This window comes from Acidocella sp., from assembly GCF_036489515.1.
GTDB lineage: Bacteria > Pseudomonadota > Alphaproteobacteria > Acetobacterales > Acetobacteraceae > Acidocella.
In genome coordinates this window covers 1-25,822 of record NZ_DASXFO010000026.1, presented here as the reverse complement: position 1 = coordinate 25,822, position 25,822 = coordinate 1, and the positions used below count along the sequence as shown (strand labels likewise).

Below are 25,822 nucleotides of genomic sequence, written 5' to 3'. Positions count from 1 at the left end.
GTGTCCTATTTCGATGTTGCGGTGGGCTATGAGTGATCGAAGCCGAAGCTTCCGGTCACCGCATGGCGGAGAATGATGTCGCACAGATCCTTTGGGGGCTTTCGCAGCGTTTCCGCGCGCAGCTGTCGAGCGTAACCGGGATGGATCTGCGCCGGCAGAAGCGGCTTTTTGGCAATGCGCTTCTGGACCTTCCGGAAGGCTTCACCCTCGATCTGCCGGACACGTTCGAGCGAGATCATGAAGCGTGCGGCGAGAATCTGAAGTGCAGTCGGCTTGTCCTGTAACTGTCGCGCGGTGAGGATTTCCCTCTCGCGATCGGTAAGCGCCCCCATAGCCACCAACAATCGGTCCCGCCGCTCTGCCGCGTCCTCACGTTCAGTGAGTTCAAGTTCAGGGCTATCGCCTTCGGATTCAAGAAGGTCCCCGACCTCACCGCCATCATCGCCTAGGGGAGCGCTGAGGCTGGTGTCCCGAGGGATGGTTTCTTTTTTGCCGGGGGCCGGCCGCGGCCGCTCAACGATCGAGGCGTTGGCGAGAACAAACTTCCGGCACTCGGCTCGCGCCCAGTATCTCGCATAGGTGCCGAATGCGCAGCCGCGGTCTTCGTCAAACCGCTTCACCGCCTCAAGCAGGCCAATGTTTGCGGCGGAGAGAAGATCCTCGGGACTCAGGCTGTCAGCCGCATAGGCACGGGCAATTTTCCGGGCAAGCGGCTGATGCGCCAAGACACGCTGATGTGCTACCCAATCAGGGTTAGAGATCTGCAACATATTTCCTCGGTTTTATTGCCGAGGCGCCTTGAAAGTCAGTGCAGCTCTGCCATCTTCAAGACTGTCAGGGTCTCTTAGAGGTTTTGTAGAACTTGCAACCGCTGGGCGCCGTCCGGCGGTTGCCCCTTTAAGCAGCGCGCCTTTGCGCTTTGTCAGCGATCCAGGCGTCTATCTCTTTCTCAATCCAGGCAATACGCTTTCCGCTCAGGGTGACGGGACGCGGAAATTCGCCATCGCCCACCTTCCGCATCAAGTGAACGCGGCAATACGGGACGCCTTTGTCGGACTTCAGCTGGTTAAACGTGATCAACTTCATCATGGCCTCATGTGCGTTGGTGTTGCGACATTCAGTAAGATGAACGACACGCTATGATGTTTGTAGGCGGGGTAAATTCATTAGACGTTGGGTTATTCCCCGCCCCTCCGTTCCGATCTGTCCCTCAGCTTCTCGCGAAGCCAATTGTGATCAACCGTCAGGCCGACGCACTCCTTCAGGAGGGCAACCACAAATCTGGCAAATGGGCCGTCGTGATTTCCTGAGACCGCGTGCGCGCTGCCAAATCCTTCTTGAAAAAGCACCCCTAATCGGTCCAGGCACTTTCGTTCTTGCGCCTTACTCGGTGCCCCGCGCTTGCGTTTGGTCCTCCCTGAGCTTGCGGCCTTCGCCCAGTCGGCCAGTATTTGGAGGTCACCGATCAAGTAGAATGGTGCGGCATCCGTGTCTCCACTGTGGTCCGTATAGGCTTTACAAAAATCCTGCAGTTTTTGCGCGGTATTTGCCATGTCCTCGAAATCTTTGGCGTTCCACAGGGGCTGCGCCGCTCTGCGAAGATGCCCAAGACACATTGCGCTCGTAGATACCTCATTCCACCATGCATCGGCGTTTTGGGGAACGAACGGCAGCCCGACCGCATCGATTGCCGCTTTCTGCCAGCCATCGGCGCGCCGGAATGCGCGCGCCTTTCGTGGCGGCGTGCGATAGATCACCTGCCCTTCGACATCCACGGTGCCGGCATTTAAAGGCGCGTCCCCCCCCCATCATGTCCACCTTGTTAATCATGGGCGCGCTTTTCAACGGCCGCCGCGATCCAGGCGTCAACTTCGGCTTCAAGCCACGCAATCCGCCTACAGCTCAGAGGGACCGGCTTGGGAAATCCCCCGGCCTCGACTTTCCGCATCAGGTGAACACGGCAATAAGGAATGCCCTTGTTAGGCTTGAGTTGGTCGAACGTGATGAGCTTCATCATGGCCTTGCGTGCGTTAGTGTTGCGACGCTTATTCAAATACAGACCTTGGAGACCAAAACCCAAGAAATTTCTGTTTTTGACGATTTGGGCCACCGTCTGCGCCGGGTCGGTTATATTCATGCCGCCGCCTCGCGCGCCGCACGGACTTGCTCCAAATCCGCTACCTCAGCCGGCGGTTTAGGCGCCAACGTCCCGCGGAGCCGCTGCTCCCAGAGTTCGAGGCATTGGCGCTTCTCATCTTCATAAGCGTGCAAGTCATACACTTTGTGGAGGCCCGGCTTGGCGTGCGCGATCACCAGCTCGCGCACCATGTCCTGTACCGGCAGGGCGGACAGGTGGCTTCGCATGGTCCGCCGCAAATCGTGCAATACCCATCCCGTGACGCCGGACAGGGTGTCGAGCCGCGCTTTCGCCTTCGAAAATCCGTTCACCGCTTTCCGGCCATCGGTGGTGAAAACAAAGTCACTGCCGCCGAAGCGGGGGAGGGACTTCAAATGAGCAAGCGTGTCCGGGGCGAGCGGCACGACATGGGCGCCGTGATCGCCTTTCATCCGGTTGGCCGAGATCGTCCAAATATTCTTTTCGAGGTCAATCTCCTCCCACAACGCTTCGGAAACCTCCCGCAAGCGCTGGCCGGTCAAAATCAACATCCGAACGGTCGGGCCATACGGGTGCCCCATGGCATCGCAGGCATTCCAGACGCGCCGCTGCTCATCGTCCGTCAGAACGCGATCCCGCGATTCTTTTGGCCCGATGAGGTCGGATGGCCGCAGGGTGGCAACGGGGGACACCGTGATGCCAAATTCGTTGGTCCCGATGGCCCAGGAGAAAACGCGCCGAAGCCATTCGAACGCCGTGCGGGCTTGTTCTGGCGCCCCCCGGTCGACGATGGCGCGGATCGCTGCCGCGCATTCTTGGGGTAAAATTTCGGTAATGGGGCGCACGCGCCATTTTTTGATAAACTCTGTCCTTATAATACTGTCAGCCGCCTGTTTCTTAACCAGCCCCTCTTTTTTAGACCTTGCCACCAGTTCGCGATTGGTGGGATCGGCCATGACACGCCGCAGCGCCGCTGGGGGCGTGATATCCGGTGTGGTCTTCCGCAGCTCTGCCGCCAGGCGTTCCAGTTCGCAGAAGGCTGGCCCTTTGACGTACCGTTTGAGGAACTCTTCCGCGACGTACCTGAAGTTGTTTTGCTGAGAACACAGGGCCGCGGCCCGCTGCTTGGCCTCCTCGACCTTCGGGTCGATGTGCTTGTTCAGCAAAGCGAGCCACTCGCGGGCTTTCACGCGAGCTTGCTCGAGCGTGATCTCGCCATATTCCCCCAAGGCTCGACGAGTCGGATTCTTGGGATTGCTGGGATAGCGCGCCGTAAGGACGAAGGCTCGATGCCCGGTGGAGCTCACCCGCAAAGCCAATCCCGGCACCAAGGCATCCTGGTAATCTACGCGCCCAGCAGCTGGCACCCGCTTAGACGACTCTATATACTTATCCGTAAGGTTGATCCTGGCCATTTCCTAGCATCCTTGGTCGGGGCAACAGAGCCCTGGGCAACGTGGGGGCAACAAAAAATGGTGTTTTTTGATGTCACCTCATGTAATGTCGTGTTGCATAGTATCCGAAAAAAATCAAGGTGTGAGGCCGATTGCAAGCTGAAATGTTGCCCCAAGTTTTCTCGTTTTAGGCGGCCGCGCGCCTCTCATAACGGTTTGGTTGCGGGTTCGATTCCTGCCCGGCGCATTCCGCTCGTCGCATAGAGCGCGGCATCCCCCGTTGCCGCTCCGGGCCGTCGCCCCTATACCCGGCTCAACCGTCGCAGAAGGCAGAGATCATGGCCGCTTATCAATATGTTTATGTGATGAAAGACCTCACCAAGGCCTATCCGGGCGGGCGCGAGGTTTTCAAGGGCATCACTTTGTCCTTCCTGCCCGGTGTGAAGATCGGCGTGCTCGGCGTGAACGGCGCCGGTAAATCGACGCTGCTGAAGGTCATCGCCGGCATTGAAAAGGAATATGGCGGCGAGGCCTGGGCCGCCGAAGGCGCGCGCGTGGGCTACCTGCCGCAGGAGCCGCATCTCGACCCGACCAAGACGGTGGGGGAGAACGTCGCCGAGGCGTTCAAGGAATTGCGCACCGCGATTGCCCGCTTCAACGCCATCTCGGAAGAATTCGCCGAGCCGATGGACGACGACAAGATGAACGACCTGCTGGCCGAACAGGCCAAGCTGCAGGAAATCATCGACGCCCAGGACGGCTGGGACCTCGACCGCCAGATCGAGATCGCGCTGGACGCGCTGCGCTGCCCGGCGCCGGACCTGCCGGTGGGGCCGCTCTCCGGCGGTGAGCGCCGTCGCGTCGCACTGTGCCGCCTGCTGCTGGAAAAACCCGACCTGCTGCTGCTCGACGAGCCGACCAACCATCTGGACGCGGAATCCGTGGCCTGGCTGGAACGCACCCTGCAGAACTATACCGGCACCGTGATCCTGGTGACCCATGATCGCTACTTCCTGGACAATGTGACCAACTGGATCCTCGAACTCGAGCGTGGCCGCGGCTACCCGTATGAGGGCAACTACTCCGCCTGGCTGGAACAGAAGCGCAAGCGTCTGGCCCAGGAAGAGAAGGAAGAATCCTCCCGCCAGCGCGCTCTGGCCGAGGAGCAGGACTGGATCGCCTCCTCGCCGAAGGCGCGGCAGACGAAAAGCCGTGCCCGCATTCAGCGCTATGAGGAAATGCTGCAGAAATCACAGGAACTGGTGGCCGGCGTGGCGGAAATCGTCATCCCGCCCGGCCCGCGTCTGGGCGGTACCGTCATCGAGGCGGTCGACCTGCACAAAGGCTTCGCCGACCGCGAACTGATCGACGGGCTGAACTTCAAGCTGCCGCCGGGTGGCATCGTCGGCGTGATCGGCCCGAACGGCGCCGGCAAAACCACGCTGTTCAAGATGATCACCGGGCTCGACAAGCCGGATTCCGGCAGCCTGAAGATCGGCGAAACGGTCAAGCTCGGTTACGTCGATCAGTCCCGCGACTCGCTCGACCCGGACAAGAATGTCTGGGAAGAAATCTCGGGCGGTACCGATGTGATCCATCTCGGCAAGCGCACGGTGGCGTCGCGCGCCTATGTCGGCGCCTTCAACTTCAAGGGCTCCGACCAGCAGAAGAAGGTCGGCATCCTCTCCGGCGGTGAGCGCAACCGCGTGCACCTGGCGAAGATGCTGAAATCCGAAGCCAACGTCATCCTGCTCGACGAACCGACCAACGATCTTGACGTCGATACGCTCCGCGCCCTGGAAGAGGCGTTGATGGAATTCCCCGGCTGCGCCGTGATCATCTCCCATGATCGCTGGTTCCTCGACCGGCTGGCGACGCATATCCTCGCCTTCGAGGGTGACTCCCATGTCGAATGGTTCGAAGGCAACTTCCAGGCCTACGAGGAAGACAAACGCCGCCGCCTCGGCCTCGACGCCGCCGAACCGCATCGCATCAAATACCGCCCGCTGACGCGGTAAGTGCAGCGCCAGTGTCTGCAAGGCCAGGGGGACGCTGTCCCCCTGGACCCCCTGCCAAAGGCAGAGCCTTTGGAATCCGCCCAGGCTTGGAAAGGGGATGCCCATCGGGTGTTGGGGAGGCTTTGGGGCATCCCCTTTCCAAGCCTGAATTGTGAGTTCCAAGGGCTCGGCCCTTGGCGGGGGTTCCAAGGGGGCGGGGCCCCCTTGGGCTTGCTGACGCGCGCATGACCGTGATTTCGGCCTGGAGCGTGACCACGGCGCGGTTGCGGATGACGCCGGTGGGGTATCGGGATTTGCCGGACCTGACGGCCTTGAAGGGCGATCCGCAGGCTTATGCGTTGATGCTGGGGGGCGTGCGCAGCCCGGCGCAGGCGGCCGAGGAGCTGGCGCAGGAGATTCAGGACTGGGGCGCGCATGGCTATGGCATGTGGGCGGTGCGGGCGCTGCATGGGCGGTTTCTGGGGGTGACGGGGCTGATGGCGCGGACGGACGGGCGCGGCGTGGCGCTGCGTTTTGCGTTCTGGCCGGAGGCGCGCGGGGTTGGTCTGGCGCGCGAATCGGCCGGGGCGGCGCTGAACTACGCGCATGGCACGGCGGGGCTGGAGCGCGTGGTGGCGGTGGCGCGCGAGGACAATTTTGCGTCCCGCATGGTTCTGGGCTCGATCGGCATGGCGGAAACCGAGCGGTTCACAAGGGAAGGGATTTTACTCCTTGTTTATCAATCTGTTCGGCGGCATGCGGCCGGGTGAAACCTCTTTCATGACAGTTTTTCCGTATTGCGTCACAAAAGTTTTCGGGTAACACAACCTGTTGTGACACGCGATCAGCATAGAGAGATCATCGCTTTCATCCAGGCCATTACCGGCGGTGACCAGCCGTCGATGGATGTTGAGGCGGACGCGATTATCCGGGCGTTGTTCGTGCGCAACCCTGACGCGGCGTATCGCGTGACCATGCTGGCGATGTCGCTGCTGGCAAATGCCGAGGCGCAGCGTCCGCAGGACCTGCCGCGGCATAAAGGCTGGTTTTCCACGCTCTTCGATAAACGTTCCGGCGAGCCTCCGGGGCCGAACGAACGCCACGAGCCGGTGACTTCCTAAGGAAGCGAAGGCTACTTTTTGTGAACAAAAAGTAGCAAAAAAACTTTTTTATGCTGGGTCATGGGCGTTGTGACCGACAACGCCCATGACCCAGCATAAAAAAGTTTTTGCGCTGCTTTTTTACCCGAAAAGCCGGTAACGCGCCGCGGTGATCACATCGGCGGCGAGGGCTTCGCGCACTGCCGTTTCGCCTGCCGGTGAGGCCACGACCACCACCCGTTTGAAGAACGGCGCGGTCCCTGTGGCGCGGGCGCGGAACATCTGGCCCAGCGCGTCGGCAGCGGGGCTGCGCAAGGTGCAGCAGGTGCAGCCGAACGGGTGGCTGGGCGTGGCTAAGGAAAAGCGCACCGTGTAGCCTTTTTGCGGCATGGTCTGGCCGTCTTCCACCAGGACGGCATCGTCGGTGTGGGGCGGGATGCCGAACAAAATCGGTATTCGCATGTCTGAGACTTGAAGCATTCTCTGGACATGGGGTTATTCCCGTGTATCTGACAAGGATGTCCAGACCACATCTTCTTGACGCTTTGTCCCGCAATGTTCTGCTCTGCGATGGCGGGATGGGGTCCCGTGTGCAAGCTCTCACCCTCGATATCGAGAAGGATTATTGGGACAAGGAAAACTGCACCGAGGTGCTGAACCTGTCCCGGCCGGATCTCGTGCGGGAAATCCATCGCGGCTATTTCGAGGCCGGGTCGGACATGGTGCAGACCAACAGCTTTGGCGGCTCGCCGATCACGCTGAGTGAGTTCGAGCTGGAGGACCGCGCCTTCGAGATCAACAAGATCGCCGGTGAGCTGGCGCGCGAGGCGGCGGAGTCTTTCTCCGACGGCCGCACGCGGTATGTGGTTGGTTCCATCGGGCCGGGCACCAAGCTGCCCAGCCTGGGCAACATTGCTTATGATCCGCTGGAAGAGGCGCTGTTCCTGCAGTCCCAGGGGCTGATCGCCGGCGGGGTGGATGTGATCCTGATCGAGACCTGCCAGGACACGCTGCAAATCAAGGCCGCGGTGAATGGGGCGAAGCGGGCGCGGGCGTTGGCCCAGAGCGACATTCCCATCTTCGTGCAGGTCACCGTAGAGACCACCGGCACGCTGCTGGTGGGGCCGGACATCGCCGCTGCGGCCACCGTGATCAACGCGCTGGACGTGCCCTTGATGGGCCTCAACTGCGCCACCGGCCCGCAGGAAATGGCCGAGCATGTGCGCTGGCTCAGCCAGAACTGGCCGGGCAAGATTTCCGTGCAGCCGAATGCCGGCCTGCCGGAGCTGGTGGACGGCGCGACCCATTATCCGCTGGGCGGGCCGGAAATGGCGAGCTGGGTGGAGCGTTTCGTCGTCGAGGACGGGGTGAACCTGATCGGCGGCTGCTGCGGCACCTCGATCCCGCATATTTCGGCGCTGGATGCGATGCTGAAGAAGCTCGGCAATCCGCGCCCGATCCCGGTGCTGCGCAAGCCGGTCTGGATCCCGTCGGTGGCGAGCCTGTATGGCGTCACGCCGCTGCGGCAGGAGAACAGCTATTTCTCCATTGGCGAGCGCTGCAACGCCAATGGCTCGAAAAAATGGCGCGAGCTGCAGGAGGCGGGCGACTGGGACGGCTGCGTGGCCATGGGCCGCGAGCAGGTGGCGGAAGCCTCCAACGCGCTCGATATCTGCACCGCCTTCGTCGGCCGCAACGAGACCGTCGAGATGAACGAGGTGATTACCCGTTTCACCTCTTCGGTGAATGCGCCGCTGGTGATCGATTCCACGGAAACCCCGGTGATCGAGGCGGCGCTGAAGCTGCATGGCGGCAAGCCGATCATCAACTCGATCAATTTCGAGGATGGTGAGGGCCACGCGCATGACCGTGTGACGCTCGCGAAGAAGTTCGGCGCGGCGGTGATCGCGCTGACGATTGATGAAGTCGGCATGGCGAAGGAGCCGGCGGATAAATTGCGCATCGCGCGCCGGCTGGTGGAGTTCGCCTGCACCAAATACGGCCTGCCGCAGTCCGATCTGCTCATCGACCCGCTGACCTTCACCATCGCCACCGGCAATGAGGACGACCGCAAGCTCGGCCAGTGGACGCTGGAAGGCATCCGCATGATCCGGGAGGAATTTCCCGACATCCAGATCATTCTCGGCCTTTCCAACATCTCCTTCGGCCTCAATCCGGCGGCGCGCGCGGTGCTGAACTCGGTGTTCCTCGACCATGCGGTGAAAGCCGGCATGACCGGGGCGATCGTGCATGTGTCGAAGATCCGGCCGCTGCATCTGATCGATCCGGCGGAGGTGAAGGTCTGCGAGGATCTGATCTATGACCGCCGCGCCGAGGGCTATGACCCGCTGCAGAAGCTCCTGGAGATCTTTGCCGACCGCAAGGCCGCGGACGCGACCAAGAAGAAGCGCGCCGACACCGCCGAGGGGCGCCTGAAGGACCGCATCGTCGATGGCGACCGCAAGGGGCTGACTGAGGATCTGGACGAGGCGCTGAAAACCAACAGACCGCTAGACATCATCAATAACATCCTGCTGGACGGCATGAAGGTGGTCGGCGAGCTGTTCGGCGCCGGAAAAATGCAGCTGCCGTTCGTGCTGCAATCGGCGGAGACGATGAAGGCGGCGGTGGCCTATCTCGAACCCATGATGGAGCGGGTCGATGGCGAGGAGCGCGGCATCATCGTGCTCGCCACGGTGAAGGGCGACGTGCACGATATCGGCAAGAACCTGGTCGATATCATCCTCACCAATAACGGCTACAAGGTGATCAATCTCGGCATCAAGGTGCCGCTCGCGGACATGGTGGCGGCGGCGCAGGAGCATCGCGCGCATGCCATCGGCATGTCCGGCCTGCTGGTGAAATCCACCGTGGTGATGCGGGAAAATCTCGAAGAGATGTCGCGCCAGGGGCTGGAGATTCCGGTGATGCTGGGCGGTGCCGCGCTGACCCGCAATTATGTGGAGGATGACTGCGTCGCCTCCTACGCTTCCGGCCGTGTCGCCTATGCGCGCGATGCGTTCGACGGGCTGCATCTGATGGACAAGGTCACCGGCAAGGATTTCGACAACTATCTGGCCGTCATTCAGTCCAAGCGGCAGGGCAAGGCGCGCAATACCAAGCGCAAGCTCGGCCAGGCGGATGAGAAAGCCTTCGCGCCGGTGGACGTGAACACGGCCCAGGCGCGCCGCCGCCGTATCACGCAGAGCGAGCCGGTGATCACGCCGCCCTTCTGGGGCAGCCGTATCATCGAGGCGGCGCCGAAAGCCATCGTTCCGTTCATCAACGAGCGCTCGCTGTTCCAGTTCCAATGGGGGTTCCGCAAGCAGGGCAAGTCGCTGGAGGATTTCCTCGGCTGGGCGCGGCAGGAGCTGCGGCCGGTGATGAAGCGCATGCTCGACCTGTGCGAGGCCGACCAGATCCTCAAGCCGCAGGCGATCTACGGCTATTGGAAGGCGGCGGGGCAGGGCAATGATCTGATCCTGTTCGACGAGGATGGCACCACCGAGGTCGCCCGCTTCGCGCTGCCGCGCCAACCCAAGGAAGACGGCGAATGCATCGCCGATTTCTTCCGTGACGTGGAAGATGCCGAGCGCGACGTGATCGGCCTACAGGTCGTGACCGTCGGCACCCGTGCCTCGGACGTGGCGCGGGAATGGTTCGAGGCCAACCGCTACCAGGATTATCTGTACCTGCACGGCATCTCCGTGGAGATGGCCGAGGCGCTGGCGGAATACGCGCATAAGCGCATCCGCGCCGAGCTCGGCTTCGCCGCCGAGGACGACCGCGACATGGACAAGATGCTGCAGCAATCCTATCGCGGCTCACGCTACTCCTTCGGCTACCCGGCGTGCCCGAAAATCGAGGATCAGGAACAGCTGCTGGCGCTGCTGGGGGCGGACCGCATCGGCGTGTCGCTCTCGGACGAGTCGCAGCTGCACCCGGAACAGTCGACCAGCGCCATCGTGGTGCTGAATTCGAAGGCGAAGTATTTTTCGGTCTAAGCCAAGGGGCTCCGCCCCTTGGAACCCCGCAGGGGCCGTAAGGCCCCTGACCCCAAAATTATAGGGGTCTGGGGCCTTACGGCCCCAGCGGGTCCAGGGCAGAGCCCTGGCCTTAGCTTTATAATTGCCTAAACTCCCCCCATGACCAAAACCCAGGAAATCGTCGTCGGTGACATCGGCGGCACGCATGCGCGTTACGCGATTGCCGAAATCGCCGGCGGGCGTGTTGTCAGCTTAAGCGAACCGGTCACGTTGTTGACCCGCGATTATGCCAGCCTGGCGACGAGCTGGGAGGCGTTTGGGCGCTTGTTGGGGCGTGATTTGCCGCTTGCGGCGGCGCTGGCGGTGGCGTGCCCGGTCACGGGCGAGGTGTTGAAGCTGACCAACAATCCCTGGGTGATCCGTCCGGCGACGCTGCGGCAGGAGCTGGGGGGCGAGGCGGTGACGCTGGTGAATGATTTCGGCGCGGTGGGGCATGCGGTGTCGGCGCTGGGGCCTGAGCATTTTTCGCATCTGGCGGGGCCGGATCGGGCGCTGCCTTCGAGCGGGGTGATCACCGTGATCGGTCCCGGGACCGGGTTGGGCGTGGCGCATGTGCTGCGCCGGGATGGCAAGGCGCATGTGATCGAGTGCGAGGGCGGGCATATCGATTTCGCGCCGCTGGACGCGTTGGAAGATGCGATTCTCGCCCGGTTGCGACCGCGTTTCACGCGGGTTTCGGTGGAGCGGATCGTCTCCGGGCCGGGCCTGTTGAACCTCTACGAAGCGCTGGCGGCGATCGAAGGGAGGCCGGTCACGGTCGGGGATGACAAGGCGCTATGGGCTCAGGCAGTGAGCGGCGGGGACCAATTGGCGGCGGCGGCGCTGCAGCGTTTTTGTTTGAGCCTGGGCGCGGTGGCGGGGGATCTGGCGCTGGCGCAGGGGGCGAGCGCGGTGGTGGTGGCGGGCGGCATCGTGCCGCGCATCGCCGGCCTGTTGCCCGGTTCGGGCTTCGCGCAGCGTTTTGTCGCCAAGGGACGGTTCGAGACGATGATGGCGGGAATGCCGATTAAACTGATCACGCATCCCCAACCGGGCCTGCTGGGTGCGGCCGCAGCTTGTGCGGCGGAGGAAGCAGCCGCTTTTTGAACAAAGCGGCGCAAAAACTTTTGCTATGCTGGGCCGTGGGCGTTATCGGTGACAACGCCCACGGCCCAGCATAGCAAAGTTTTTTTGCTACTTTTTGTTCACAAAAAGTAGCCTTCTCTTACTTGACCAGTCCGAGAATGGCCTTGATCAGCGCGCCGTTCGGGTCTTGCAGGGGGAGACCGATGGTGAAGTGGTCCGCGCCTTCGATCGGCAGAAGCGTCGATGGCGCGTGCGCCGCGAGCCGCTTCTCGTGCAGTTTTTTCGAGTCGTCGACCAGGGCGGCGAGTTCCACCGTGCCGTAGGTGATCACCGTCGGCTTTTGCACGACGGGCAGGCGCAGCGGTGAAAGTGCTACGATTTCCGCCTCGGTCAGCTGCAGTTTTTCGTTCAGGTAGGTGTCTCGGATCGGCCCCAGCTCGTACGCGCCGGAGATCAGCAGCGCGGCGCTGACCAGGTCATGCGCCATCGCCAGGACGGCGAGATGCGCGCCGGCGGACCAGCCGGAGAGGACGATTTTGCCGGAGATGCCATGCGCGGCGCGGTGCGCGGCCAGCCAGTCCAACGAAGCGATCATCTCGGCGGCGATTTCGGTGAGCGAGGCTTCCGGCGCGAGGGTGTAGCCCGGCATCGCCACGCTCCAGCCATGCGCGGCGACACCGGCGCCGAGATGCGCAAAGTCCTCGCGCGTGTTTTTCTGCCAATAGCCGCCATGGATGAATACCAGGCACGGCGTCTGTGGGTCGGCACTGGGGTAGAGGTCCCATTTCTCACGCTCGCGCGGGCCGTAGGGCAGGTCCAGATGCCCGGTCCGTGCCGCGCGGTAGGGGGCGGCAGCGGCTCGGCCTTCGGCGATCAGCTCCGCGCTGTTGGCCACCGCAGCTACGTTATCATAGGCCGCGTCGCGCGCGGCCTGGCTCAGACTCGCCCAGCTCACGCCGCGTCTGCCTTGAAAAATGCGATCGATTGCTTCGTCACCAGTTTGTCCCCGCTATAGTCAATCGGTTAAGCGCCCCTCGGGGAGGCCGGGACTGATATGTCGGCGTTCCGGCCATCCGCAAGGCGTTGTCAAAAGAGAAGGGAAGGCTACTTTTTGTGAACAAAAAGTAGCAAAAAAACTTTGTTATGCTGGGCCATGGGCGTGGTCGCTGACAACGCCCATGGCCCAGCATAACAAAAATTTTTGCGCCGCTTTTTTAAAAGCGGCTACTTTCTTTCAGATGACGCGGTTGCGGCGCAGCGTCAGGCGGACACCGATATTGATCGCCAGCACGACCAGCATGACCAGGAAGGCCGCGGCGAAGGCGAGGGCGTGCGATTGCGGGTTCGGCTGGTCGATGAAGGTCCAGATCACGTAGGTCAGGTAGCCGACCGGCTCGTGCGTGAACTTGCCGTTCCACAGGAAGTTCGACCAGCCGGCGGTGTAGATCAGCGGCGCGGTCTCGCCCACTGAGATCGCCAGGGCCAGCAATGCGCCGGTCATCACGCCGGAGGCGGCGCCGGGCAGGATGATCTTGAACACCACGGTCGGCTCGGTGGCGCCGAGGGCGAAGGCGGCTTCGCGCATGGAGACCGGCACCTGGCGCAGGGCCAGTTCGGTGATGCGGGCCAGATACGGCACGATCAGGATGGCCAGGGTGATGGCGGCGGCGAGCAGCGAGAAGTCCCAGCCGAGCGAGGTCACGAAGACGATGTAGGAGAAATAGCCGAGCACGATCGAAGGCGTGCCGGTCAGCACGTCGGACAGGAAGCGGATGGTCGAGCCGACGCGGTTGGCGCCGTATTCGGAGAGATAGATGCCGGCGCCGACGCCAACCGGCACGGCGATCAGCATGCCGAACAGGGAGATGGCGAAGGTTCCCTCGATCGCGTTCAGCAGGCCGCCGCTGACCCCGTTGGTGGTCGTGGTGAACAATTTGCCGGAAAAAGCGGCGATGCCATGATAGGCGACCACCCCGACGATATCGATCAGCGGGCCGATCACGCAGAACAGGGCAAGGCCGCACGCGATCCAGCCGATCTGGCTGAAGATGGTCCGGCGCAGCTCGCGCAGCGAGCGGGCGGGCCGGGCCGGGTTAAGACTGGCGCTTGCGGACATTGAGCGCTCCCGAGGTGAGGAGTTTGGCGCCGGCGTTCACCGCCAGCGTGATGATGAACAGCACCAGCGCGATTTCCGCCAGCGAGCGGACCGCCATGTTGGTGGGGTCGGATTGGGCGCTGTCGAGCTGGGTCAGGATGAAGGAGGCGATTGTCGAGACCGGGCTGAAAATACTGGTCGGCAGGATGTTGAGCGCACCGCCGGAGACCATCGCGACCGCCATGGTTTCGCCCAGAGCGCGGCCGAGGGCCAGCACGATGCCGCCGATCAGGGTGGTGCGGACCATCGGCATCATCGCCTTGGAGACGACCTCGAAATGCGTGGCGCCGAGGCCAAAGGCGGATTCGCGGTTCTCTTTGGGAACTTGCATGAGGGCGTCGAGCAAGGTGGTGGCGATGATCGGCGTGATCATCAGTGCCAGCACGATGCTGGCGCTGAGCAGGCCGTAGCCGTTGCCGCTCGGGCTGACATAATGGCCGATCAGCGGAATCAGCACGGCGATGCCCCAGAGACCGAACACGACCGAGGGAACCACGGCGACCAGTTCCACCAGGAGCGAGAGGACCGGGCGGATGCGATTCGGCACGGCTTCCGCGAGAAAAATGGCGGCGCCGACCGAGAGCGGTATGGCGATGAGAATGGCGATGAACGAGGAGAGCAGCGTGCCGGCGACGAAGACGAGAATGCCGTAATTGGCGCCATTCGGGACGGTGAAGCCGCGGGTGACGACCGGGTCGCCGTAGAGATCCCCCAGGTTCCAGGTGATGCCGCTCACGAAGCCGAATCCGTTGAAGCCGATCGCTGGTGCTGAATAGATCAGCAGAAACAAAATGACCGCGCAAAGCGCGGCGGGGATCAGCAGGCTCAGGCTGAGGAGGGAGAGACGGAAAGGCCGGAGTTTCATGGGGCACCCGTTACATGAAACCCTCCCGGTTTGCACCGGGAGGGACAGCCAAAAACGCTTACTTGATTTTCGCGATCTGGGTCTTCGAGAGGATCTGGATCGCGGTCGGCAGCGGCAGGAACTGAACCTGGTTCAGGTACTGCGGCGCGTTGCCGTCGGTGACCGCCCAGTTCAGGAAGGTGCGCAGGGCGGCCGCGGTGGCCGCGTCCGGCTGCTGGGCGTTGATGATCGCGTATTCGTAGTTGGCGATCGGGTAGGCATTGCTGCCGTGCGCGAAGATCATGCTGATGCGCTCATCCGGCGGCGTGTCGGTGACGACGGAGGCGGCGGCGGCGCCCACGGTCTCGGGGGTCGGCAGCACGTACTGGCCGTCAGCGGTCTTCAGCTCGGCGACGCCCAGGCCGGCCTTGGCGGCCTGCGCGGCGTAGCTCACGCCGATATAGGCGATCGAGTACGGGTTGGCGGCGGCGGCGGAGACCATGCCGGAATTGCCGTTCGCGCCGATGGCGTCGGCCACTGCCGGCCAGGACACGGCCGTGCCATAACGCACGGTGCTGGCCCAGGACGGGGTGGAGCTGGACAGGTACTGGGTGAAGATGAAGGTGTCACCCGAACCGTCGACGCGGTGGATGGCGATGATCTTGTGCGCCGGCAGCTTCACGCCCGGATTGGCGGCTCGGATCGCGTGGTCGTTCCACATGGTGATCTTGCCGGAATAGATGCCGGCGAGGATCGGGCCGGAGAGCTTGAGATGCGTGTCACCCAGGCCCGGCAGGTTGTAATTGACCGCCTGCGCCGAGATCGCGAGCGGGATGTTCAGCATGTTCGGGTTCTTGTGAACCAGGGCGTTGGACATGTAGGCGTCGGACGCGCCGATCTGCACCAGGTTCTTGATCGACTGCGCGATGCCGGCGCCCGAGCCGGTCGAGGTCGTGGTGATCTGGACGGCGGGGTTGGCGGCGGTGAAGGCGGGGACCCAAAGATTGAACAGAGGGTACAGCAGGCTGGAGCCGGTCTCGACCAGGGTGGTCGCGGCATGCGCGGTGCTGGTGGTGGCGACGGTGGCGGCGAGAGCGAGAGCAGCAACACCAGAGCGCAGCGCTGTCGAGCGGCTGAGAATGTTAGAAAGTTTCACGTTCGCGTTCCTTATCTTTTAGAGTCCCCTAAGGGGATATCCCTGTCGAGCGACGGGGCGGTCCCCCGTTGCGCTCCGCAATAATCAATGGATGTGACAAAGGCGACATTGGTTGCGTTGCATTTTTGTGACATTTAGTGGTGCGAAGGCGTGTCAAAGGGGATAAAAAAGATTAATTTTGCGTTGCTTACGGGAGATTAATCCGTCATAGCGTCCGACCATGCGGGCCGAAGTTCCTGGGCGTCTAAGCCATAAAATTTTGTTTACCGGGTTTTTTCAGGCCGGCATTACCGGTTTCGGTGGGATCTTGCCGGTAGCGCGGCGGCTGATCGTCGATGAGCGCAAATGGTTGACCCAGGCCGCCTTCAACGATCTGTTCAGTCTCTGCCAGTTCATGCCCGGCGCCAACATTGTTAATTTTGCGTTTGCTTTCGGCGCGCGGCATCGCGGCCTGAGCGGGGCCGCGGCGGCGGTGGTCGGGCTGCTCAGCGCGCCGGTTTGCATCGCCATGGTGCTCGGCGCGGCTTATGCGCGCTATGGTCAACTCCCGATGGCGCGGCACGGGCTGGTCGGGCTGGCGGCGGCGGCGGCCGGGCTCGTGCTCGGCACGGCGCTCAAGATCGCCACGCAGATTTTTACCCGACAGACCAATATCCTGCTCGCCGTAGCGGTGGTCGCCCTGGTGCTGCTGCTGAACCTGTCGCTGCCGCTGACCATGGCCATCATTCTGCCGGTCGCGCTGTTCTTTGCCTGGCGCCACGCCGAATGAGCCTTCTTCTTCAGCTCGCCGGTCTGTTTGGGAAGTTGTCGTTGCTGGCGGTGGGTGGCGTCAACAGCACGCTGCCGCAGATCGCCCGCGATGTGGTGACGGATCATCACTGGCTGACCGCAGCGCAGTTTTCGCAGCTTTTTGCCATCGCCAATGCCACGCCCGGGCCGAATCTGACGATTGCCACGATGATCGGCGAGCACATGGCCGGGGTGACGGGCGGCCTCGTCGCCACACTGGCGATCATCCTGCCCGCCGGCCTGCTGGTGCTCGTGGTGTCGAAAGTCTGGGACCGCTACAGGGAGAACCGCTGGCGGCGGATCATCCAGGCGGCGCTGCTGCCGATTACCGCCGGACTGGTCCTGGCGGCGGCCGGGATCCTGATTCGCCAGGCGGATACAGGCGTGCTGACGGCGCTCATCACCCTCGTCACCGGCGGGCTCACCTGGCGCTCGCGCCTGCATCCGCTCTGGCTGCTGGGCGGCGGTACGTTGCTCGGACTGTTGTTCGTTTGAAAGAAAGCAGCCGCTTTTTAAAAAAAGCGGCGCAAAAATTTTTGTTATGCTGGGCCATGGGCGTTGTCGACGCCAACGCCCATGGCCCAGCATAACAAAGTTTTTTTGCTACTTTTTGTTCACAAAAAGTAGTCTTCCTTTTTCCTCGCCTAACGCAGGTGCTCGGCGAAGAACGCGAGGCTGCGCAATTCGGCCAGTTCGCAATCCTTTGGGCTGTAGCTTGGCCGCTCCTCGCAGCCGAAACCGTGCTGCGCGCCGGGATAGGTGAAGATTTCCACGCCCGGCTGCGCCTGGCGGATGGCTTCGACATCGGCCATCGGGATGCCGGCATCGGCCTCGCCGAAATGCAGCTGCACCGGGCAGTGGGGGCGGAGAGTCTTTTCGGCGGCGATGCCGCCGCCATACCAGCCCACCGCGGCCTTGAACTTTTGCATTTTCGTGGCGCCGAGCCAGGCGAGCGAGCCGCCCCAGCAATAGCCGATGATGCCGACCGGGCGGTTGCCGAAAGCGGCGACGGCAGCTTCGATGTCCTGCAGCACCGCGCTCTCGGGGATTTTCGCGCGCAGCTCCAGCCCTTTGTCGCGGTCGGCCGGGCCGTAGCCGAGTTCCACATTGCGTTCGGCGCGGTCGAAGATCGCCGGGCAGAGGACATGATAGCCATGGCCCGCGAGGCGTTCCGAGACCAGGCGCATATGCCCGTTCACGCCGAAAATCTCCTGCAGGACGACGAGCGCGCGCGGGGCGTTGACGTTGCCGGCTTCAAAATTCTGGAATTCATGCCCGTCGGCGGCGGTCAATTTCAGCATCGCACAATCCAATCTTTTCTGGTGAAATTCACAATCAGGGACGCGCGTAGGGCGCAAAATCCTGGGCAAGTCTTTCGTAGATCGTGCGCTTGAAGGCGACTGCAAGCCCCGGCAGCGCCGCGAGCTCGACCCATTTCCAGGCATCGAATTCCGGGTGCGTATGCGCATCCAGCCGGATCTCGGCATCCGCGCCCAGGAAGCGCAAGGCGAACCATTTCTGCCGCTGGCCCCGATAGCGGCCGCGGAACGCCTTGCCGATCAGTTCGGGCGGCAGGTCGTATTGCAGCCAGTCGGGATGCTCGGTGAGGATGTCGGCATGGGCGGTGCCGATCTCCTCCTCGAGCTCACGAAAAATCGCCGCGCGCGGATCTTCGCCGGCATCGATCCCGCCTTGCGGGAGCTGCCAGGCGGCGTCGGCGAGGCCGGCGCGGCGTGCCACCAGCACCCGTCCGTCGGCACCGAACAGAACGGCGCCGACATTGAGCCGGTAAGGGAGGTTGGAAACGTCGGTCATCGCAGGTCCGTATAGATGTAAGAAAGTGGCCGCTTTTTAAAAAAAGCGGCGCAAAAATTTTTGGTCCGCTGGGCCATGGGCGTTGTCAGTGACAACGCCCATGGCCCAGATTAACAAAGTTTTTTTGCTACTTTTTGTTCACAAAAAGTAGGCTTCCTTTTCCTTGCCTCAATTCGCCGCCGTGGCGGTGTGCACGGGGCCCATCCCGTCGACCAGCTTCAGCGCCATTTGCAGCTGGAAGTCGGTGGCCGGGTTGGAGGGGTCGAAGGTCGGCCAGTTCACGGGCGGCTTGTCGGGGATGGTCTTGGCGACGGCGGGCAGCGGCGGTGCCGGCGGCAGGGAAGCGGTGGTCTGGCCGGTCGGGTTGGCGAAGGCGTGCAGCAGGTCGGTCTCGCGCAGCTGCGCGAACGCGTCTTCCGGCGTGCGGGAGTCGTGGACGATGACATTGGGGGTCACGCCGTAATCCTGGATCGACCGGCCCGAGGGCGTGAAATACAGCGCCGTGGTCAAGCGCAGCGCGCCGGCATTGGCGATCGGCATGATCGTCTGCACCGAGCCCTTGCCGAAGGTCTTGGTGCCGAGCACCAGCGCGCGGCGGTTCTGCTGCAGGGCCGCGGTGACGATCTCCGCCGCCGAGGCGGTGCCGGCATTGGTGAGGACGACGATCGGGGCTGCGACGGCGATGTCGCCGCCCTGGGCGTACCAAACCTGGTCATCCTCCGGGTGTCGGCCGCGGGTGGAGACGATCTCGCCGCTGCTCAGGAAGTCGTCGCTGACGGCCACGGCCTGGTCGAGCAGGCCGCCGGGATTGTCGCGCAGGTCGAGAATGTAGCCGTGGATGTGGCCATGCGCCTGCTGCTCCAGCTGGTTCACGGCCTGACGGATATGCGGCCCGGCGTCTTGGTCGAAACTGTCGAGGCGGATGTAGCCGACCGGGCCGTCCGGGGTGGTGAACAGCCGGTCTTTCACGTCCTGGATCTTGATGATCTCGCGGGTGAGGGTGACATGCACCGGCGTGTTGATGCCGCTGCGCTTGATGGTCAGCGACACCTGCGTGCCGGGCGCGCCGCGCATCTCGGTCACCGCGTCGTCCAGGTTCAGGCCCTGGGTGGAGTGGCCGTTGATCTCGACAATGATGTCGCCCGGCTTGATCCCGGCACGTGAGCCGGGGGTGTCATCGATCGGGGTGATGACTTTCAGCAGCCCGGCCGTCTGGGTGACCTCGAGGCCGAGGCCGCCGAACTGGCCGGAGGTCTGCACCTGCATGTCCGCGTATTGCTGCGCATTCATGTAGCTGGAATGCGGGTCGAGACCGGCGAGCATGCCGTTGACGGCATTGTAGATCAGGGTGTCGGACGGCGGATCAATGACGTAATTTTCCTTGATCTGCGTGAGAATGTCGCCGAACAGCGAGAGCTGCTGATAGGTGCTGTCGCTGGGGGCCTGCTGTCCCATCGCGCGCTGCAAAGGCTGCGCCACCGTGCCCATCGCCAGGCCGACGATAAACACACCACCCAGCATCAAACTGTTCCGCAACCGCATGCTCTTCATCCTTACCTGATCCGGACCGCGCGGTATCGCCAGGTCAAGGCGACAGCGGTCATAGATTATTAGATAGCATAGCCGGGCTTTTATCCAGAGCCGTGTGCACCAGGACGATGCCCTGGCGGTTAAAAATGCCCGTGGGCGAGCCAAGGGGAGGGATCCACCGGCGTGCCGTTCTGGCGCAGCTCGACATAAAGGATCGGTTGGCGGGTGGGGGCGGCGGGATCGTAGCCCGGCATCTCGCCAACAGGCTGGCCATGGGCGAGGTGCTCGCCGGTGGCGACGTCGAGCCGCGCCATGCCGGCGAGCACGACGCTGGTGCCGGTGCCGCAGCCGGCGATGACGACATGGCCATAGGCGGGGAAGGCGCCCGCGAACAGCACCGTGCCGGCGCAAGGGGCGGTGACGCGGGCACCGGGGGCGGCGCCATAGCTAATGCCCTGCGCCGGGCCTGCCACCGTGGCGGCGCCATAGGTCTGCAGGATATGCCCGGCCACCGGCGCGCCGGCGCCTTCTGGCTGTCCCGTGGTAGTGGCCACATGCTGTGCCGCCAGCCGGGCCGCCGCTTCACTGGCGGCGGCAATACGGATGAGTTCGCGCTGCGCTTTGAGGCTGGCGACGTTTTCCTGTGCTTCGGTGTCGGCAGCTGCCATTTCCGCGGATTGCGCCGTCGCGATCTGCGCCGAGAGTTGCGCCTCGGCGCCTTGTTGCGCGGTCACCGCCTGGGTCAGCTGCGCCTGGGTGGCCCGGGTCTGGTCCACCAGGGCGGTCAGCTGCGCGGTTGCGGTTTTGACCGCTTCGGCCTCGGCCTCGATTTGCGCGGCGATGCCTTGCATGACCGCGATCGCCCGCACCGCGTCCGTCTTGGGTTGCGGCACGGCGAGCATGGCGGCGGCGGGCTGTGTCGCCAGGCGCTGCATGACCGGCAGCAGCCGGCCTAAGCCATCCTGCGCGCGGTGCAGGCGCTGCATGGCGGCACTCTGCTGGGCTTGCAGGCCGGCGAGCTGTTGCGTGTCGGAGGCGGTCTCGTCCTCGAGTTGCCGCAAAGCGGCGGCGGCCCGGACCTGCTGTTGCGCCAGTGCGGTGGCCCGGCCAGCCTCGGCCTGCGCCTGGTCCCGCGCCAGTTCGGCCGCGTGACGATGCGCGGCGAGCGCCGCCTGGGCGGCGCTTTTCGGGTCGGCCTGGGCCACAGCCGGCAGGAAGGCCAGCAGCAGGGCAATGCGGCGCAGGGTCAAGCGATGAGGGAGCGGCCGGTCATTGCCGCCGGCTGGGCAATGCCGAGCAGGGCCAGCAGCGTGGGGGCCAGATCGGCCAGGATGCCGTCGTGCAGCCTGGTGCCGGAAGCAGCACCAGCCAGCAGGACCGGCACCGGGTTGAGTGTGTGCGCGGTATGCGGCCCGCCGGTTTCCGGGTCGCGCATCATTTCGCAATTGCCGTGATCGGCGGTCACCAGGAGGGCGCCGCCTTGCGCCAGCACGGCATCGACGATCGCGCCCAGCCCGGCATCGACCGTTTCCACCGCCTTGATCGCCGCCGCCAGCACGCCGGTATGGCCGACCATGTCAGGATTGGCGAAATTGAGGATGATCAGGTCGAATTTTTGTGACTGGATCGCCGCCACGGCTTTGGCCGTGAGCTCCGGGGCGGACATTTCCGGCTGCAGGTCGTAGGTCGCGACTTTCGGCGAGGGGACCATGATCCGCTCCTCCCCGTCGAACGGCACTTCGCGCCCGCCGTTCAGAAAGTAAGTGACATGCGGGTACTTTTCCGTCTCCGCCATGCGCAATTGTTTCAGACCCTGGGCCGCGACCACACCGCCGAGCAGGTCGTCCATGCGCACCGGGGCGAACAGCGTCTGCATCAGCGGCGCCAATTTGTCACTGTAAGTGGTCATGCCGAGGGCGGCGCAGAGTTTTGGAAGCGGGCGTGCGAAACCGTCGAAAGCGGGGTCGAGCAGGGCGCCTAAGATTTCCCGCACCCGATCGGCGCGGAAATTCACGCAGAGCAGCGCGTCGCCGTCGCGCAGCCCGGCATAGTCGCCGATCACCGCCGGGGGCATGAATTCGTCGGTCTTGCCGGAGGCGTAGCTGGCGGCGATCGCGGCATCGGCATTCGGGAATGGCGCGCCCTTGGCCGAGGCGATCAACTCATAGGCTTGGCTCACCCGTTCCCAGCGCTTATCGCGATCCATGGCGTAATAGCGGCCGATGACGGTCGCGACCCGGGCATGATCGCCGAGTTGGGCCTGAAAATCACGCATATAGCCGGCACCGGAGTCGGGGGCGGTGTCGCGCCCGTCCATCCAGGCATGGACCACGACCGGAATGCCCGCCGCATGGAGCAGCGCCGCCAGAGCGGCGGCATGGTTCTGGTGCGCATGCACGCCGCCGGGCGAGATGAGGCCGAGCAGATGCGCGGTGCCCTTGGTGCCTTTCAGCCTGGCGATGAAATCCTGCAGCGCCGGGTTTGTCGCCAGCGAACCGTCCTCGATCGCAGTGTCGATGCGCGGCAGTTCCTGCATGACCACGCGGCCCGCGCCGATATTCAGGTGGCCGACCTCAGAATTGCCCATCTGCCCTGGCGGCAGGCCGACCACCTTGCCGCTTGTGCCCAGGAAGGCGTGCGGGACGCTGGACCAGAGCCGGTCGAAATTCGGCGTTTTCGCCAGAGCGACGGCATTGTCCTCGCGGCGGTCATTCCAGCCGAAACCGTCGAGAATGACGAGCATTACAGGCTTAGCAGGCATGTCCGATCCTTCATGTGCGGGCGTGGTGTCGTGGCGGCAAATGTCGCGCTGGAGGAGGGCGCGTCAAGGGCGCTGGGGCGTGCCGGGTTTTGCGGCCTCCGGCGCGGGCCGTACCGAGACTTAAGGTTGTGTCGTGAAGCCTCTGATAAGGCGCCCACGATAAGTTTATCTAACTTGGGGTTGTAAAAAATCATTGTGCTTTTTGCAATCTAAAGTTACTGGATTGCAAAGTTACGGCTAAACGGATTTTAAGGTTGAATGTGCGTTCGCATGTTCCTGAAGCTTCCCGAAGCCTGACCGGTTACAAGAGGTGTTCGTGAAAAATCTTCCGATTGTCGCAAAATTTCTGACCATTCTGGGTATCTTTGGCCTCTTTGTCATTGGCACGACCATTTATATGGCGACGCAGATGACCGGGGTCGGATCCAGGTATGAGGAAAACGGTGAAACCTCCGTCGCGGCAGACCTCAACGTCACGAGAGCTGAACAGTCTCTGAGCGGGCTGAATGCGGCCATTGGTTGGCTGCTTATTTCTAACACAGCGGCGCAAAGCCAGGCTGCCGAGAGCAGGGTTGCGGACAACCGTCACGGGTTTGACGCGGCCATAGCGGCCGCCGAACGTGATTTGCCTTCCCGTGCGGCCGGACTCTCCACTTTGCAGATGCGCGGCGATGCGGTCATGGATACGAGCTGCGGGCCGGCGATACGCCTTGCGGGCTCGGCCACGACGCCGGCCGAAACCCTGGCTGCGCAAAATGAATATTTGGCGAATTGCGAGCCGGCGTTCCACCCGGTTACTGCGGGTTTGGCGGCTGAAGCCGACGCGGCGAGTACGCAGGATGTGCAGAACCGTGCCGACCTTGCGTCGACAACGTCGCATACGGTGATGACCACCCTTATCGCGGTGTTATTGGGCTTGGCGGCCGTCATGCTTGGCGGCTTTTATGCCGTCCGGGCCTGGGTGGCGTCGCCGATCAAGGGGCTGCAGAGCACGATGGGCAAACTCGCCGGCGGCAATCTGCAGGCGAGCGTCGAGGGGGCCGAACGCCGGGACGAAATCGGCGGCATGGCGCGGGCCGTGCAGGTGTTCAAGGAGGCCGGGCTGGAGAAGGTGCGGCTGGAAGAAGCGGCCGGGCACGCGGCGGCGCAGGCTGAGGCGGAGCGGGCCCGCAACGAGGCGGAGCGGGCCGAGGTGGCGCGGCAGCAGCAATTCGTGGTGGACTCGGTGGCGACCGGGCTGGCGAAACTTTCCGGTGGTGACCTGCTGTTCCGTCTGACTGCGGCGTTCTCGAGCGAGTACGAAAAACTACGCGGCGATTTCAACGCGGCGATGGAAGCGCTGCAGGGGACGATGAAGGCGATCGCCACCAATGCGCAGGGCGTGCAGGGCGGTGCCGGCGAGATCACCCAGGCCTCCGACGATCTGTCGCGGCGCACCGAGCAGCAGGCGGCAAGCCTGGAAGAGACCGCGGCGGCACTTGACCAGATCACCGCCACGGTGCGGCGCACCGCCGAGGTGGCGAACGAGGCGCGCGACCTGGTGTCGACCTCGAAGGTCGATGCGGAACGTTCCGGCGCGGTGGTGCGCGATACGGTGCAGGCGATGAGCGGGATCGAGACCTCGTCCAAGCAGATCGGCAACATCATCGGCGTGATCGACGAGATTGCGTTTCAGACCAATCTTCTGGCGCTGAATGCCGGGGTGGAAGCGGCGCGCGCCGGCGATGCCGGTCGCGGTTTTGCGGTGGTGGCGACCGAGGTGCGGGCGCTGGCGCAACGCTCGGCCGATGCCGCGAAGGAAATCAAGACGCTGATCTCCGCGTCGGGGCAGCAGGTCGAGACCGGGGTCAAGCTGGTGAGCGAGACCGGCCAGGCTTTGGGGCGGATCGTGACGCAGGTGACGCAACTGAACGGGCTGGTGGTGGAGCTGGCGGCTTCGGCCAAGGAGCAGGCGACCGGGCTTGGCGAGGTGAATTCCGCGGTCAACCAGATGGACCAGGTGACGCAGCAGAACGCCGCGATGGTCGAGCAGGCGACAGCGGCGAGCCACAGCCTGGCCAATGAGGCCGAGGAGCTGGCGCGTCTGGTCGGGCAGTTCCGCATCGGCGAGGACGCCGCTGCGGAAACGACCCAACGCCGCGCCGCGCCATCGTCCTTTGCAAAGCCCGTTGCGGCGGCAAAACGCCAAATCCGCAAGGACAAAACAAATGTCGTGGTTCTTCCCCACAAAACGGGGGCGGACCGCGCCGTGGCAACGGCGGGCGCCGCCGAGGATGACTGGCGTGATTTTTAATCGCGCCACGATTCGGTTGCGACGGAACCAGTAAAGGGGAAGGCTTCTTTTTGTGAACAAAAAGAAGCAAAAAAACTTTATTATGCTGGGCCATGGGCTTTGTCGGCGACAAGCCTATGGCCCAGCATAAAAGAAGTTTTTGCGCCGCTTTTTTTAAAAAGCGGCTTCTTTCCTTTACCGCGTCGGTATGGAAACCTTCCGAAAAATCTGTCATCATGATCGGCGGAAGCGTCGTCAAAAAGATTTATCGTATGCACGTCTGCCTTAATAGCCATGACCCCAGAGCTCGCGCGATTCGGCATCGACATGTGATGACAGACATCCCCGGCAGCAAACATACATGACCGGGGCGGTGGCGTCGTCATCCACGTGCAGCCTTGGCAATCCGCCCCCGTCAAGCAGGTCGGCGGTCGGCAAGGTGCTCTGCATCCTCGACTACCTTTCCACCTTACGGCGGGGCGCCTCAGTCGCGCAGATTGGTGATGCGCTCGGCCTGTCACGCTCGCAAGCGCATCGGATCGTCCGGAACCTGACTGAGGAGGGCGTGCTGCGCCGACACCCGCGTTCCGGAAGGGTAATCTTTGGTCCTCGAGTGGCAGGAATTGCGCTGCGGCTGCTTGGCGGCTCGTCGATCCGTCCGCTTTGGCACGCGGTGCTTCGCGAACTGGTCGAAGATCTCGGCGAAACCTGCAATCTGGTAGTCTATGACCACTGTGTGGGCACGTATTTCGACCGGATCGAAGTCAACTGGCCGCTTCCCG

The 25,822-nt window shown here is 63.2% G+C and carries 25 protein-coding genes; 10 read left to right on the top strand and 15 right to left on the bottom strand.

Annotated elements, in window-relative coordinates; genetic code table 11:
• Positions 1-26: 26 nt before the first annotated feature.
• The 5 genes from VGG47_RS03710 to VGG47_RS03690 form a co-directional block, all read right to left on the bottom strand.
• On the bottom strand, positions 27-770 hold the full coding sequence (locus tag VGG47_RS03710; RefSeq protein WP_331535569.1) for a sigma-70 family RNA polymerase sigma factor: 744 nt from the start codon (positions 768-770) through the stop codon (positions 27-29).
• Positions 771-897: 127 nt separating this feature from the next.
• Complete coding sequence (locus VGG47_RS03705; protein WP_331535567.1) at positions 898-1,089, bottom strand: AlpA family phage regulatory protein; 192 nt, start codon at positions 1,087-1,089, stop codon at positions 898-900.
• Positions 1,090-1,178: 89 nt separating this feature from the next.
• Positions 1,179-1,775, bottom strand: a complete 597-nt coding sequence (locus VGG47_RS03700) for a hypothetical protein (protein ID WP_331535565.1) — start codon at positions 1,773-1,775, stop codon at positions 1,179-1,181.
• A 47-nt stretch (positions 1,776-1,822) separates the two neighbouring features.
• Positions 1,823-2,137, bottom strand: coding sequence for a helix-turn-helix transcriptional regulator (locus VGG47_RS03695; protein WP_331535563.1), 315 nt, complete (start codon positions 2,135-2,137; stop codon positions 1,823-1,825).
• Positions 2,134-3,531, bottom strand: a complete 1,398-nt coding sequence (locus VGG47_RS03690; protein WP_331535561.1) for a tyrosine-type recombinase/integrase — start codon at positions 3,529-3,531, stop codon at positions 2,134-2,136. Before VGG47_RS03690 ends, VGG47_RS03695 begins: the two co-directional genes overlap by 4 nt.
• Positions 3,532-3,848: 317 nt before the next feature.
• Between VGG47_RS03690 and ettA the strand changes: the two genes are divergently transcribed.
• From ettA to VGG47_RS03675, 3 genes are all read left to right on the top strand, one after another.
• Positions 3,849-5,528: an energy-dependent translational throttle protein EttA gene (gene ettA / locus VGG47_RS03685; RefSeq protein ID WP_331535559.1), complete on the top strand. Its 1,680-nt coding sequence runs from the start codon at positions 3,849-3,851 to the stop codon at positions 5,526-5,528.
• 224 nt (positions 5,529-5,752) lie between these two features.
• Complete coding sequence (locus VGG47_RS03680; RefSeq protein WP_331535557.1) at positions 5,753-6,277, top strand: GNAT family N-acetyltransferase; 525 nt, start codon at positions 5,753-5,755, stop codon at positions 6,275-6,277.
• Positions 6,278-6,340: 63 nt separating this feature from the next.
• Positions 6,341-6,628, top strand: a complete 288-nt coding sequence (locus VGG47_RS03675) for a hypothetical protein (protein WP_331535555.1) — start codon at positions 6,341-6,343, stop codon at positions 6,626-6,628.
• A 120-nt stretch (positions 6,629-6,748) separates the two neighbouring features.
• On the opposite strand, the gene VGG47_RS03670 is transcribed toward VGG47_RS03675, so the two are convergent.
• Positions 6,749-7,069 carry a hypothetical protein gene (locus VGG47_RS03670; RefSeq protein ID WP_331535553.1) on the bottom strand — a complete coding sequence of 107 codons (321 nt, stop codon included), beginning with the start codon at positions 7,067-7,069 and terminating at the stop codon, positions 6,749-6,751.
• Between the two features lie 56 nt (positions 7,070-7,125).
• Between VGG47_RS03670 and metH the strand changes: the two genes are divergently transcribed.
• Together metH and glk are read left to right on the top strand one after the other, a co-directional pair.
• Positions 7,126-10,611: a methionine synthase gene (gene metH, locus VGG47_RS03665; RefSeq protein WP_331535600.1), complete on the top strand. Its 3,486-nt coding sequence runs from the start codon at positions 7,126-7,128 to the stop codon at positions 10,609-10,611.
• 141 nt (positions 10,612-10,752) lie between these two features.
• On the top strand, positions 10,753-11,739 hold the full coding sequence (gene glk, locus VGG47_RS03660; RefSeq protein ID WP_331535551.1) for a glucokinase: 987 nt from the start codon (positions 10,753-10,755) through the stop codon (positions 11,737-11,739).
• A 118-nt stretch (positions 11,740-11,857) separates the two neighbouring features.
• Here glk and VGG47_RS03655 read toward each other — a convergent pair whose 3' ends face one another.
• The 4 genes from VGG47_RS03655 to pstS form a co-directional block, all read right to left on the bottom strand.
• Positions 11,858-12,673 (bottom strand): alpha/beta hydrolase, encoded by an 816-nt coding sequence (locus VGG47_RS03655; RefSeq protein ID WP_331535549.1) that lies wholly within the window; start codon positions 12,671-12,673, stop codon positions 11,858-11,860.
• A gap of 279 nt (positions 12,674-12,952) precedes the next feature.
• Positions 12,953-13,834 (bottom strand): phosphate ABC transporter permease PstA, encoded by an 882-nt coding sequence (gene pstA / locus VGG47_RS03650; protein WP_331535547.1) that lies wholly within the window; start codon positions 13,832-13,834, stop codon positions 12,953-12,955.
• A complete protein-coding gene (gene pstC / locus VGG47_RS03645; protein ID WP_331535545.1) occupies positions 13,812-14,738 on the bottom strand; it encodes a phosphate ABC transporter permease subunit PstC in 927 nt (308 codons plus the stop codon). Before pstC ends, pstA begins: the two co-directional genes overlap by 23 nt.
• Positions 14,739-14,796: 58 nt before the next feature.
• Positions 14,797-15,873, bottom strand: a complete 1,077-nt coding sequence (gene pstS / locus VGG47_RS03640) for a phosphate ABC transporter substrate-binding protein PstS (protein WP_331535543.1) — start codon at positions 15,871-15,873, stop codon at positions 14,797-14,799.
• Between the two features lie 259 nt (positions 15,874-16,132).
• Here pstS and VGG47_RS03635 point away from each other — a divergent pair, with 259 nt between their 5' ends.
• Both VGG47_RS03635 and VGG47_RS03630 read left to right on the top strand, forming a co-directional pair.
• Positions 16,133-16,642 (top strand): chromate transporter, encoded by a 510-nt coding sequence (locus VGG47_RS03635; protein WP_331535541.1) that lies wholly within the window; start codon positions 16,133-16,135, stop codon positions 16,640-16,642.
• Positions 16,639-17,157, top strand: coding sequence for a chromate transporter (locus VGG47_RS03630; RefSeq protein WP_331535539.1), 519 nt, complete (start codon positions 16,639-16,641; stop codon positions 17,155-17,157). Before VGG47_RS03635 ends, VGG47_RS03630 begins: the two co-directional genes overlap by 4 nt.
• A gap of 149 nt (positions 17,158-17,306) precedes the next feature.
• On the opposite strand, the gene VGG47_RS03625 is transcribed toward VGG47_RS03630, so the two are convergent.
• The 5 genes from VGG47_RS03625 to gpmI form a co-directional block, all read right to left on the bottom strand.
• Positions 17,307-17,963: a dienelactone hydrolase family protein gene (locus VGG47_RS03625; protein WP_331535537.1), complete on the bottom strand. Its 657-nt coding sequence runs from the start codon at positions 17,961-17,963 to the stop codon at positions 17,307-17,309.
• Between the two features lie 34 nt (positions 17,964-17,997).
• Positions 17,998-18,477 carry an RNA pyrophosphohydrolase gene (locus VGG47_RS03620; protein WP_331535535.1) on the bottom strand — a complete coding sequence of 160 codons (480 nt, stop codon included), beginning with the start codon at positions 18,475-18,477 and terminating at the stop codon, positions 17,998-18,000.
• Positions 18,478-18,645: 168 nt separating this feature from the next.
• Positions 18,646-20,019 carry a S41 family peptidase gene (locus tag VGG47_RS03615; protein ID WP_331535533.1) on the bottom strand — a complete coding sequence of 458 codons (1,374 nt, stop codon included), beginning with the start codon at positions 20,017-20,019 and terminating at the stop codon, positions 18,646-18,648.
• Between the two features lie 128 nt (positions 20,020-20,147).
• Positions 20,148-21,257, bottom strand: a complete 1,110-nt coding sequence (locus VGG47_RS03610; RefSeq protein WP_331535531.1) for a murein hydrolase activator EnvC family protein — start codon at positions 21,255-21,257, stop codon at positions 20,148-20,150.
• On the bottom strand, positions 21,254-22,768 hold the full coding sequence (gpmI, locus tag VGG47_RS03605) for a 2,3-bisphosphoglycerate-independent phosphoglycerate mutase (protein ID WP_331535529.1): 1,515 nt from the start codon (positions 22,766-22,768) through the stop codon (positions 21,254-21,256). The genes VGG47_RS03610 and gpmI overlap by 4 nt, the downstream gene beginning before the upstream one ends.
• Before the next feature lie 316 nt (positions 22,769-23,084).
• Between gpmI and VGG47_RS03600 the strand changes: the two genes are divergently transcribed.
• From VGG47_RS03600 to VGG47_RS03590, 3 genes are all read left to right on the top strand, one after another.
• Entirely contained in the window at positions 23,085-25,061 is a 1,977-nt protein-coding gene (locus tag VGG47_RS03600) for a methyl-accepting chemotaxis protein (protein ID WP_331535527.1), read from the top strand.
• 92 nt (positions 25,062-25,153) lie between these two features.
• Entirely contained in the window at positions 25,154-25,405 is a 252-nt protein-coding gene (locus VGG47_RS03595) for a hypothetical protein (RefSeq protein WP_331535525.1), read from the top strand.
• Positions 25,402-25,822 (top strand): helix-turn-helix domain-containing protein (locus VGG47_RS03590; protein ID WP_331535523.1); only part of this gene is annotated, 421 nt, incomplete at its 3' end. The genes VGG47_RS03595 and VGG47_RS03590, both read left to right, overlap by 4 nt.

What these genes read in the sequence shown, in the direction of transcription:
- VGG47_RS03710 (WP_331535569.1), bottom strand. Translation starts at nt 770, where the DNA reads ATGTTGCAGATCTCTAACCCTGATTGGGTAGCACATCAGCGTGTCTTG.
- VGG47_RS03705 (WP_331535567.1), bottom strand. Translation starts at nt 1,089, where the DNA reads ATGATGAAGTTGATCACGTTTAACCAGCTGAAGTCCGACAAAGGCGTC.
- VGG47_RS03695 (WP_331535563.1), bottom strand. Translation starts at nt 2,137, where the DNA reads ATGAATATAACCGACCCGGCGCAGACGGTGGCCCAAATCGTCAAAAAC.
- VGG47_RS03690 (WP_331535561.1), bottom strand. Translation starts at nt 3,531, where the DNA reads ATGGCCAGGATCAACCTTACGGATAAGTATATAGAGTCGTCTAAGCGG.
- ettA (WP_331535559.1), top strand. Translation starts at nt 3,849, where the DNA reads ATGGCCGCTTATCAATATGTTTATGTGATGAAAGACCTCACCAAGGCC.
- VGG47_RS03680 (WP_331535557.1), top strand. Translation starts at nt 5,753, where the DNA reads ATGACCGTGATTTCGGCCTGGAGCGTGACCACGGCGCGGTTGCGGATG.
- VGG47_RS03670 (WP_331535553.1), bottom strand. Translation starts at nt 7,069, where the DNA reads ATGCGAATACCGATTTTGTTCGGCATCCCGCCCCACACCGACGATGCC.
- metH (WP_331535600.1), top strand. Translation starts at nt 7,126, where the DNA reads ATGTCCAGACCACATCTTCTTGACGCTTTGTCCCGCAATGTTCTGCTC.
- glk (WP_331535551.1), top strand. Translation starts at nt 10,753, where the DNA reads ATGACCAAAACCCAGGAAATCGTCGTCGGTGACATCGGCGGCACGCAT.
- pstA (WP_331535547.1), bottom strand. Translation starts at nt 13,834, where the DNA reads ATGTCCGCAAGCGCCAGTCTTAACCCGGCCCGGCCCGCCCGCTCGCTG.
- pstC (WP_331535545.1), bottom strand. Translation starts at nt 14,738, where the DNA reads ATGAAACTCCGGCCTTTCCGTCTCTCCCTCCTCAGCCTGAGCCTGCTG.
- VGG47_RS03630 (WP_331535539.1), top strand. Translation starts at nt 16,639, where the DNA reads ATGAGCCTTCTTCTTCAGCTCGCCGGTCTGTTTGGGAAGTTGTCGTTG.
- VGG47_RS03625 (WP_331535537.1), bottom strand. Translation starts at nt 17,963, where the DNA reads ATGCTGAAATTGACCGCCGCCGACGGGCATGAATTCCAGAATTTTGAA.
- VGG47_RS03620 (WP_331535535.1), bottom strand. Translation starts at nt 18,477, where the DNA reads ATGACCGACGTTTCCAACCTCCCTTACCGGCTCAATGTCGGCGCCGTT.
- VGG47_RS03615 (WP_331535533.1), bottom strand. Translation starts at nt 20,019, where the DNA reads ATGCGGTTGCGGAACAGTTTGATGCTGGGTGGTGTGTTTATCGTCGGC.
- gpmI (WP_331535529.1), bottom strand. Translation starts at nt 22,768, where the DNA reads ATGCCTGCTAAGCCTGTAATGCTCGTCATTCTCGACGGTTTCGGCTGG.
- VGG47_RS03595 (WP_331535525.1), top strand. Translation starts at nt 25,154, where the DNA reads ATGGGCTTTGTCGGCGACAAGCCTATGGCCCAGCATAAAAGAAGTTTT.